Origin of the sequence: Pseudonocardia sp. McavD-2-B (assembly GCF_024124365.1) — a bacterium.
Lineage (GTDB): Bacteria > Actinomycetota > Actinomycetes > Mycobacteriales > Pseudonocardiaceae > Pseudonocardia > Pseudonocardia alni.
Genome location: NZ_JAMXSG010000216.1, coordinates 1 through 10,166, shown reverse-complemented (window position 1 = coordinate 10,166; position 10,166 = coordinate 1). Strand labels below are relative to the sequence as shown.

Genomic DNA, 10,166 nt, shown 5'->3' with positions numbered 1-10,166 from the left:
CCCCGCCGCGCCGCACCCCTCCGCGCCGCACCCCTCCGCGCCGCACCCCTCCGCCCGCGACGAGGCCCGCGACGAGGCCCGCGACGAGGTGGGCGGCGACTCCGCCGGGCGGGCGACAGACGAGCCGTCGCAGGTGTGGGGCGGTTCCGCCCCGGCGGACCCCACGTCGGTGCCGGACCCGCTGGACACCCGGTTCGCGTTGCCCCCGGAACCGGACCGGCGCCTCGCCGAGGCAGTCCGGGCCCACCTCGACCTCCCCGTGCCGGATGGCGCCGCCTCCCGCTACGACGGCCCGGCCCGGGAACGTTCCGGGCTGCCGGTGCGGTGGTCCGGGGTCGACGACGGCGGAGTGGGGGAGTCAGCGCTGCCGCGTCGTCGTGGGCGGGTCGTCACCCCACCGGCCGATGACGGACACGGCGGGGCCGCCGGTCTGTTCGACGGGGGCAAGACCACGTCCGCCGGCGGCCACCGTGCGTCCGGCGAGCCCGACGGCAGTGGCGTGGGCGCGGGGACCTGGACGTTGCGTACCGCGATCGGACCGACCGTGGTGCGGGGTGCGGCGGCCGTCTTCGCCCCGGCGACCGGTGACGCTGCCGCGACCGGTGACGCTGCCGCGACCGGCGACGACGAGCCGTCGACCGGCGCCGTCCACGCACCGACGACGGACCTACGACCCGGCGGGAACCGACCGGACGCAGGAGGGCGGACGCCGGACGTCGGCACCGCGACCCGACGGGCTCGCTCCCACCGAGCGGTCCCCGCGGACGGATCGGAGCCGTCGGACACCGCGATCCGGGAGGACGGCCCGGCCACGAGGGACGAACCGCCGACCGGCCCCCCGCGCGACGACGCCCCGCCCGCGACGCCCGCGACGCGGGACAGCGCGTCACCCCTGCCGCCCGGACGGCAGGACAGCGCCGCCGACGCCCCGGGGACGACGTCGTCACCGGGCGACGGCACACCGGGCGCCCCGGCCACGCCGGCCCCGTCCGACCCCGCAGGCATCCCCGAGGACATGGGCCTCGCCGATCTCCTCGCCGGGGCCCTCGCGGCCTACCGCGAGATCTGACCGGCCGCCGGGAACCGCTCGCCCGGTCAGCGCCGACGCGGCCGTCCCGGTCCGCCGATGGTGTCGGTACCGCGGGATAGGGTGACGGCCGTCAACACACGCACGGGGCCGGAGTGGATTGTGAGCAGCGGGACGACGGGGCAGACCGGGAACACCACGAGCACCGACGGGCCGGGCGGTGATCCCCGCCCCGGGAGCGGTGCCGCCGCGGAGCTCGTCCGTCTCTACGCCCGGCACACCCCGGAGACCGACGCGACCGGCGGCGCGGAGCTGCCCGGGCCGGCGACCGTCGTCGACACCCATCTCGCGCTCGGCGCGCACCGCGAACCCGGCCGGGCCGCCGTCCGGGTGGCCGCCGCCGGGGGAGACGCGGTGACGGTCGACATCGTCACCGACGACATGCCCTACATCGTCGAGTCGGCGCTCGCCGGGATCGGCCGGGCCGGCGGTACCGCGCGGCGCGTCGTCCACCCGATCCTGGTCGTGCGCCGCGCCGCCGACGGCACGCTGACCGGCGTCGACACCGCCGCCGACCCGACCGACCCCACCGAGGGGGCCTCGGTCGAGTCGTGGATGCACGTCGACGTCGTGTCGTCCGGGGACCTCGACCCCGACGCGCTGCACGCCGAGCTGGAACACACGCTCTCCGCGGTCCGGCAGGTCGTCGACGACACCGCTGCGATGACCCTGCGCGCCCGCGCCCTCGCCGACGACCTCTCCGGGACCGGTGCCGCCACGGCCGCCGACACCGACGAGGACGACGTGCACCCGGCCGAGGTCGCGGACCTGCTGCGCTGGCTCGTCGACGACCACTTCGTGTTCGTCGGCTACCGCCACTACTCCCGGCGCACCGACGACGGGGGTGACCCGGACGGGCGCCTGCGGCCCGACACCGACACCGGTCTCGGCGTGCTGCGCCCCGGCGACGCCGGCGCGAACGTCTTCCTCCCCGAGGAGACCGGCGCCGCCGACCCCGCGGGCCTGCTCCTGTTCACCCGGGCCAGCGAGCGCAGCCGGGTGCTGCGTGCGGTGCACCCGTACTACGTGGGGGTCCGCACCCGCGACGCCGACGGGACCGTCACCGGCGAGCACCGCTTCCTCGGGATGCTGACCGTCCCGGCCCGGCACGAGTCGGTCCTGGACATCCCGGTCGTCGCCCGCCGCATCCGCGGCGCCATCCGGCGCGCGGGCTTCCCGGCCGACTCCTACTCCGGGCAGCAGATGCTCGAGGTGTTCTCCCAGCTGCCGCGCGCGGAGCTGTTCACCTCGTCGCAGTATCGGCTGCACGACACCGCCGTCGGTGTGCTGGAGGCGGGCGCCCGCCGCGCGGTGCGGCTGTTCGTCCACCCCGACCCGTACCGCCGCTTCCTGTCCTGCCTGGTCTACCTGCCGCGCGACCGCTACACGACCGCGACCCGGCTGAAGATCACCGACGTCCTGCGCACCCGGCTCGGCGGCACCGACGTCAGCTACACCGCGCAGGTCGGGGACGTCGAGCTGGCGCTGCTGCACCTGACGATCACCACTGATCCCGGCGCCGAGCCGGTCACGGTGGACCTGGCCGAGCTGCAGGACCACGTCGCCGAGGCGACCCGCACGTGGGACGACCTGCTCGTCGCCGCGCTCGGCGACGCCGGGCCCGCCGCCCGCCCGATGCTGGCCGGGGTCCCCGAGTCCTACAAGGCGACGGTGACCCCGCTGCGCGCCGTCGAGGACCTGCGGCGGCTGATGACGCTGGGGGAGAAGGGCGAGGACGCGTTCGACCTGCGGCTCTACCGCAGCATCGAGGGCGACATCCGGTTCGCGCTCTACGTCGGCGACGACCCGGTCACCCTCACCGGTGTGCTGCCGCTGCTGCAGCAGCTCGACGTCGAGGTCGTCGACGAGCGGCCCTACGAGTTCCGCCGCCCCGACGGCCGTCGCTGCTGGCTCTACGACTTCGGGCTCCGGCCCCCGCAGCCCGCCGGAGCCCCCGCGGTCCCGACGGTCACCGTCGAGGACGCCGGGCGACGGTTCGAGGAGGCGTTCGCCGCGGCCTGGCGGGGCGACGCCGAGTCCGACCGGTTCTCCGCGCTCGTCCTGCGCGCCGGTCTGCACTGGCGCGAGGCCGCCGTCCTGCGGGCCTACAGCCGCTACACCCGCCAGCTCGGCGGGCTGTTCACCCTGCAGTACACGGCCGGCGTCCTGGTCGCCCACCCGCAGGTCGCGCAGGGTCTGATCGCCCTGTTCCGCGCCCGGTTCGACCCGGCCACGGCCGACGCCGACGAGCGCGATGCCGCCCACCAGCGGGCACTGGGGAACGTCACCACCCTGATCGACCAGGTCTCCGGCCTCGACGCCGACCGCATCCTGCGGGGCCTGCTGGCCGTCATCGAGGCGACGCTGCGGACCAACTGGTTCCGGGGCCGCCCGTTCTTCTCCTTCAAGCTGGACCCGGCCGCCGTACCGGACATGCCGCTGCCCCGCCCGCGGTTCGAGATCTTCGTGTACTCGCCCGCGGTGGAGGGCGTGCACCTGCGGTTCGGCCCGGTCGCCCGCGGCGGTCTGCGCTTCTCCGACCGCCAGCAGGACTACCGCACCGAGGTGCTCGGCCTGGTGAAGGCCCAGGCGGTGAAGAACGCCGTCATCGTCCCGGTCGGGGCGAAGGGCGGGTTCGTCGTGCGCAGGCCCGGGCCGGCGCCCGAGCACGTCCGGGACTGCTACCGGACCTTCATCTCCGGGCTGCTCGACATCACCGACAACCTGCTGACCCACGCCGACGGCGCCACCGAGACGCTGCCGCCCACCGACGTGGTGCGTCACGACGGCGACGACTCCTACCTCGTCGTCGCCGCGGACAAGGGCACCGCCACGTTCTCCGACCTGGCCAACTCCGTCGCCGAGTCCTACGGCTTCTGGCTGGGCGACGCGTTCGCCTCCGGCGGCTCGGTCGGCTACGACCACAAGGCCATGGGCATCACCGCCCGCGGCGCGTGGGAGTCGGTCAAGCGGCACTTCCGCGAGCTGGGCGTCGACACCCAGCGCGAGGAGTTCACCGTCGTCGGCGTCGGCGACATGTCCGGCGACGTGTTCGGCAACGGGATGCTGCTGTCGGAGCACATCCGGCTGGTCGCCGCGTTCGACCACCGGCACGTGTTCGTCGACCCGACCCCGGACGCCGCGACCTCCTACGCCGAGCGTCGCAGGCTCTTCGAGCTGCCGCGCAGCTCGTGGGCCGACTACGACACCTCCCTGATCAGCGCGGGTGGCGGGGTGTGGCCGCGGACGGCGAAGAAGGTGCCGGTCGGGCCGGAGATCCGGGCCGCGCTCGGGCTGGCCGACACGGTCACCGCGATGTCCCCGCCCGAGCTGATCCACGCGATCCTGCTCGCCCCCGCCGACCTGCTGTGGAACGGCGGCATCGGCACCTACGTCAAGGCGTCCGGTGAGACCGACGGCGAGGTGGGGGACAAGGCCAACGACGCCATCCGGGTCGACGGTCGCGCCCTGCGGGTGCGCGTCGTCGGCGAGGGCGGCAATCTCGGGCTCACCCAGCGCGGGCGGATCGAGTTCGCCCGCCACGGCGGCCCGGACGGTGCCGGCGGCCGGGTCAACACCGACGCCATCGACAACTCCGCGGGCGTCGACTGCTCCGACCACGAGGTCAACATCAAGATCCTGCTGGACCGCCCGGTCGCGGACGGCTCCCTGGACCGCGACGCCCGCAACGAGCTGCTCGCGTCGATGACCGACGAGGTGTCCGCCCTCGTGCTCGCCGACAACGTCGCGCAGAACCAGGTGCTCGGCGTCGCGCGCGCCCACGCCCCGGGCATGGTCGGTGTGCACGCCCGGATGGTCACCGACCTCGCCGGGCGCACCGGGCTCGACCGCACGCTGGAGGTCCTGCCCGACGAGGCGGGGTTCGCGCGCCTGGCCGCCGACGGTCTCGGTCTCACCGGCCCCGAGCTGGCGACGCTGCTCGCCCACACCAAGCTCGACCTCACCCACCGGCTGCTGCAGACCGACCTGCCCGACCTGCCGGCGTTCGCGCCGACTCTGCCCGGCTACTTCCCGCACCCGCTGCGGGAGCGCTTCGACCACGCCGTGCGCAACCACCCGCTGCGTCGCGAGATCATCGGTACGTCGCTGGTCAACGACATGGTCGACGGCGCCGGGATCAGCTACGCGTTCCGGCTGGGCGAGGAGATCTCCGCGGGCCCCGACGACGTGCTGCGCGCCTACGCCGTCACCACCCGCGTGTTCGGGCTGCCCGCGCTGTGGGAGGCCGTCCGCCGGGCCGAGGTCGGAGTCCCGATCGCCGACGCGGTGGTGCTGGAGTCGCGGCGGCTGCTCGACCGGGTGTCGCGCTGGTTCCTGACCAACCGGCCGCAGCCGCTCGCCGTCGGCGCGGAGGTCAACCGGTTCGCCGGTCCCATCGCGGAGCTGCGGGCGCGGCTGCCCGAGCTGCTGCAGGGCCGCGAGCTCGACGCGGTTCAGGAACGTGCCGCGGAGCTGCGCGCCTGCGGGGTGCCCGAGGAGATGGTGGAGTCGGCCGCGCTGTCGCTCTACGCCTACGGGCTGCTCGACGTCGTCGAGCTGGTGGAGCTGTCCGACCGCGAGGCCGAGCCACGGCCCGGCGCCGAGGTGGCCCGCCTGTACTACGCGCTGTCCGAGCACCTCGGCGTCGACCAGGCGCTGACCGCGGTGTCCCGGCTCGACCGCGGGGACCGCTGGCACGCGCTGGCGCGGCTCGCGTTGCGTGACGACCTCTACGGGTCGCTGCGCTCGATCACCCTCGACGCGCTGCGCGAGACCCCGCCCGGCACGGGGGTCGACGACGCGATCGACGCCTGGGAGCAGGCGAACTCCTCGAAGCTCGCGCGCGCCCGCAGCGCGCTGGAGGAGATCGGGGCGTCGGCGTCGCTGGACCTCGCGACCCTGTCGGTGATCTCGCGTCAGCTGCGCGGACTGGCCCGGTAGGAGCTCCCCGTGACCGCCTTCGTCGCCGAGGTCCCGCTGCGCTGGACCGACCAGGACGCCTACCGCCACGTCAACCACGCCCGGATCGTCACGCTCGTCGAGGAGGCCCGCGTCGCGCTGGCCTTCACCGCCGCCGGGCGGGAGGGGCTCGCTGGGTTCTCCTCCGGGCTGCTCGTCGCCGGGCTGCACGTGGAGTACAAGCGGCAGCTGCCGTGGCGGCCCGAGCCGCTGCGGTGCGCGATCACCGTGCGGGAGCTGCGGGCCGCGTCGTTCGTCCTCGACTACGCCCTGCACGACGGACCCGGCGCGGGCGACCCGGTCGCGGTCACCGCCTGGACCCGGATGGCCCTCTACGACCTCGAGGCGGACCGGGTCCGCCGGCTCACCGTCGACGAGCGGAACTTCCTCGAGCGCCACCTGGGAGACGTGTCGTGACCCTGCGACTGGCGGACGCGACCGAGCGCGACGACCTCGGCGCGTTCACCGCGCGCGTCGCCCGGCTCGACCAGAGCGCCGCGATCCGGCTCACAGCCGGTTCCGGCCGGGTCACCGCGTGGGCCCGCACCCCGTTCGACGTGCTCGTGACCCGGTCGGTGGCCGGGGAGCTCGACCCGGCGCTGCCGGTCACGGCGCAGGCGTCGACGCTGCTGACGGCGCTGGCCGTCGACCGTTCCGCCGCGGTCGACCCCGGCCCGCCCGCGCCGTGGCTCGACGAGCTCCCGCCCGACGACGGCTGGTCCCGGGTCGACGACGTCCCCGCCGCGGAGCTCGACGAGCTCGCCGACCGGGGGCTGGCACTGGCCCGGGAGCACGCGGGCCCGATGGGGCCGCCCGCGTCGCTGCTGGACCAGACGGTGCTGACGGTGTCCCCACCGGACGCGGGCCGCCCGGTCACCGTGCCGATGCGGGTGCTGTTCGCGATGTCGGGGATGGGTTTCCTCGGCTCGGCGCCGCAGGAGACCGACGGGCCGCGGGTACGGGTGTCCGCGTCGGGGTCGTGGATGCGGCTCGACGCCCGGTACGGGGCGGTGGTGAAGCGGCGCGTGGTGTCGCTTCCGCTGTCGGTCGCGCGCTGACGGGCCGGGCCCGCAGCCGGGGGCCGGCCCGGGCTCAGGTCAGGTTCAGCACGCTGACCGCGCCGTCGCCGGTGACCCAGCCGGTGCGGCCGTCGGGGGCGACCGCGACGGCGGTCGGGTTCGGGGCGACGTCGGTGGTCCCGGTGACCTGCCAGGACCCGGTGTCGACCGTGACGAGAGCCTGCCGGGTCGCGACGTAGAGGTGGCGGCCGTCGGGGGCGAAGGCCATGCCGGTGGCGCCGCCGTCGACCTGCACGGTCGCGATCTCGCGGCCGTCGGCGGGGTCCAGGACGGTCACGGTGCCGGACTCCGGGCCGCCGACCGCGACCACGGTCCGCGGGACCGACGCGGGGCTGACGGCCAGGGACTCCGCGCCGCCACGCACCGGGAAGCTGCCGAGCACGGTGAGGCTGTCCGGGTCGAGGACGGTGAGCTGGTCGGCGCCGCGGGTGGCGAGGTAGACGCGGTCTCCCGCGTCGTTCGTGGCGCTCGCGTACGGGTCGCGGGACACCGGCACGGTCCGGGTGACGGTGCCCGCGTTCGGGTCGAGCTCCTGCACGGTGGCGTCCGCGCGGGACGGCACGTAGAGGAACCGGCCGTCGGGGGACACCGCGGCCGCGGCCGGGTCCCCGCCGACGGCAGCGGTCGAGACGACGGTCCGCCCCGGCACGTCGACGACGGCGATCTGCCCGCCGCCCTGACCGGCGGTGCTGACGTAGGCGCGGGTGCCGTCCGGGGAGGTCACCACCCCCTGCGGGGCGGCCGGGAGCTCGATCTCCCCGGTGACGGCGTCGGACGCGGTGTCGACGACCGCGAGCCGGTCCGCGTCACGGACCGCGACGAGGGCCGTCGAGCCGTCCGGGGCGGCCGCGACGGCGACCGGGGTGCCGCCGAGGGGCACGGTCGCCCGCACCGTCGGCTGTGCCAGGCTCGCCCCGGACGCGACCGCTTCCGGACGCGGCCCCGTGCCCGGACCGGCCGAGACGGCGGGCCGGGTCGCGTTCGCGCCCGGGTCGGACTGGCTGGGCGACAGCATCGCCCACAGCGTCAGCGCGCCGAGCAGCACGATCGCCAGCGCGATCGCGAGCCCGGCCGCGGACGGGCTGCGACGGCCGTTGCGCGGCTTCGCCGACATGATCGCCTCGCGGCGCGGGGTGACCGGCGGCTTCTCGCCGGTCACCGCGGCGTGGGCGGCGGCCTCCGCGGCCGCGGGCTGGACCGCGGTGCCCGGACCGGTGTCGCTGACCGTGCCGTCCCGGCCGGACGCGGCGCGGGCGGCGGCCACCGAGACGGCCCCGACCGAGGCCGCGGCGGCCGCGTTGCGGCTGGTCGTCGAGGCGTCCGACCGGTCCGGGTCCGAGAGGCCGGTCGTGTCGTCCGCCGCCGGGGCGTCCGGGTGTCCGGTGACCGGGGTGAGGCCCTGCAGCGTGGGCGGCTCGCCGTCGGTCCCGACGGGCCGCAGGACGACGGTGGTCTCGTTCTCGGACGGGGCGTCCGGTCGCGGTGCGGGCCGCCCGCCCGGTCCTCCGGGGCCCGGGCGGTCCGGGGCGGGGGCCCAGGAACGGGCACCGGGGGCGCCGTTCGACGGGTGGGCGCCGGTACCGGGCCCGTCCGGGCGGCCACCGGTCCCCGGGGCGCCGGGCCGGTCGGTCGGAGACGAACCGAAGCCCTGCCCGCCGGGGCGGTCGACGGGGTACGCCCCCGTGCCCGGACCACCGGAGCGGTCGGTCGGGAACGCGCCGGTGCCCGGGCCCGTGGGCCGGTCGGTGGGGAGTGAGCCGGTGCCCGGTCCGCCGGGCCGGTCGGTGGGGTACGCCCCGGTGCCCGGCCCGCCGCGCCGCTCGTCCGGGCCCGCGCCGGGGGCGGGGAACGCCCCGGTCCGCGCCGGTCCGGAGAACGCAGCGGCTGCGTGGCCCGGGGCCGACCCGGAGCGCGACGGCGTGTCGCCGTACGACCCCGGCGTCGGGAACGCGCCGTTGCGGGACGGTGCGGCGTCGTCCGTGGGCGGGCGGCCGGTGTCCCACGCCGGGGCGTCCCGGTCCCACGCGGACGGCCCGCCGACGGAGGAACCCGGACCGCCGTCCGGGCCCCAGGCGGTGCCCCGGGGGGCATCGCCGTCCCGCGAGGAGTCGTCCCGGGCGGAGCCCTCACCGGTGGTGTCGTCACGGTGGACGTCGTCGGAGGAGGGCCCGTCGGTGTCGGGCGCGGAGGCCGCGGTGTCGGCGCGGGAGCGCCACGGGTGGTCGGCGCGGCCCGGGAGCCGGCCGAAGCCGCTGCCCGAGTCGCCGCCGGCGGTGGCGAACAGGTCGTTGCCCGACAGCCCGGCCATCGCCGGACCGGACGGTGCCCCACCCATGGCCGGACGGGGCACCGGACGCTGCTCCGGGCCCGCGGGCGCGGGAGGTCTGCGACCGGGCATCGTCGGACGGTTCCCGGACGGCGGGGTCGAGGGCCGCGCGGGCGGCTGCTCGGTCCGGTCGTCGGAGGAGTCCGCGCTCGGGTAGTGCCCGATCAGTGCGCCGGGCGGCAGGATGTCGGTCTCCGGGCCGTCGGCGCCGCTGCGCGCCGGGCGGGGCGGCCACCGCTTGGTGGTATGCTGTCCCGCGGCGTCGCGGTCCCCGTCGCCGGAGCCGCCGGACTCCGTGGTGTCCCCGGCCGAGGGCGACGGGGCGGCGTCCTGGTCCGGGGTGGAGCCGGCGGTGGGGCGGGTGCCGTCGCCGAGCGGCCGCGGGGTGGGCGCGATCGGCGGGACGACGGTCGGTGCGGGTGCGGTCACCGGGACACCGTCCGGCCCGGGACCGGCATCGGTGCGACGACCGCCCTCCGCGGGGGTGGCGGCGGGGTCGGGCCGGTTCGCACCGGGCCCGGGGCCGGGACGTCCCGTCTGCGTGGGGTCCGGCCCGGGCGCCGACGGGACGGTGCCCGCCGCGTCCGACCCGGGAGCCGACGGGGAGACGTCCGACGAGCCGGACCGGGGAGTCGCCGGAACGGCGTCCGCCGGGCCGGGACGGGCTGCCGCCGGGCCGCCGTCCGTCGGGTCCGGCCGCGGTGACGCCGGCGTG

General features: G+C 76.9%; 4 protein-coding genes and 1 pseudogene. 4 read left to right on the top strand and 1 reads right to left on the bottom strand.

Annotated elements, in window-relative coordinates:
• From NH602_RS22910 to NH602_RS22895, 4 genes and pseudogenes are all read left to right on the top strand, one after another.
• Positions 1–1,069: pseudogene (locus tag NH602_RS22910) on the top strand (hypothetical protein); the annotation flags it as partial.
• 57 nt (positions 1,070–1,126) lie between these two features.
• Positions 1,127–6,028, top strand: coding sequence for an NAD-glutamate dehydrogenase (locus tag NH602_RS22905; protein WP_256495507.1), 4,902 nt, complete (start codon positions 1,127–1,129; stop codon positions 6,026–6,028).
• 9 nt (positions 6,029–6,037) lie between these two features.
• Positions 6,038–6,463 (top strand): thioesterase family protein, encoded by a 426-nt coding sequence (locus NH602_RS22900; RefSeq protein WP_253068872.1) that lies wholly within the window; start codon positions 6,038–6,040, stop codon positions 6,461–6,463.
• A complete protein-coding gene (locus NH602_RS22895; RefSeq protein WP_253068871.1) occupies positions 6,460–7,104 on the top strand; it encodes a hypothetical protein in 645 nt (214 codons plus the stop codon). Before NH602_RS22900 ends, NH602_RS22895 begins: the two co-directional genes overlap by 4 nt.
• 34 nt (positions 7,105–7,138) lie before the next feature.
• Here NH602_RS22895 and NH602_RS22890 read toward each other — a convergent pair whose 3' ends face one another.
• Positions 7,139–9,880, bottom strand: a complete 2,742-nt coding sequence (locus tag NH602_RS22890) for a hypothetical protein (protein WP_253068870.1) — start codon at positions 9,878–9,880, stop codon at positions 7,139–7,141.
• Positions 9,881–10,166: the final 286 nt, after the last annotated feature.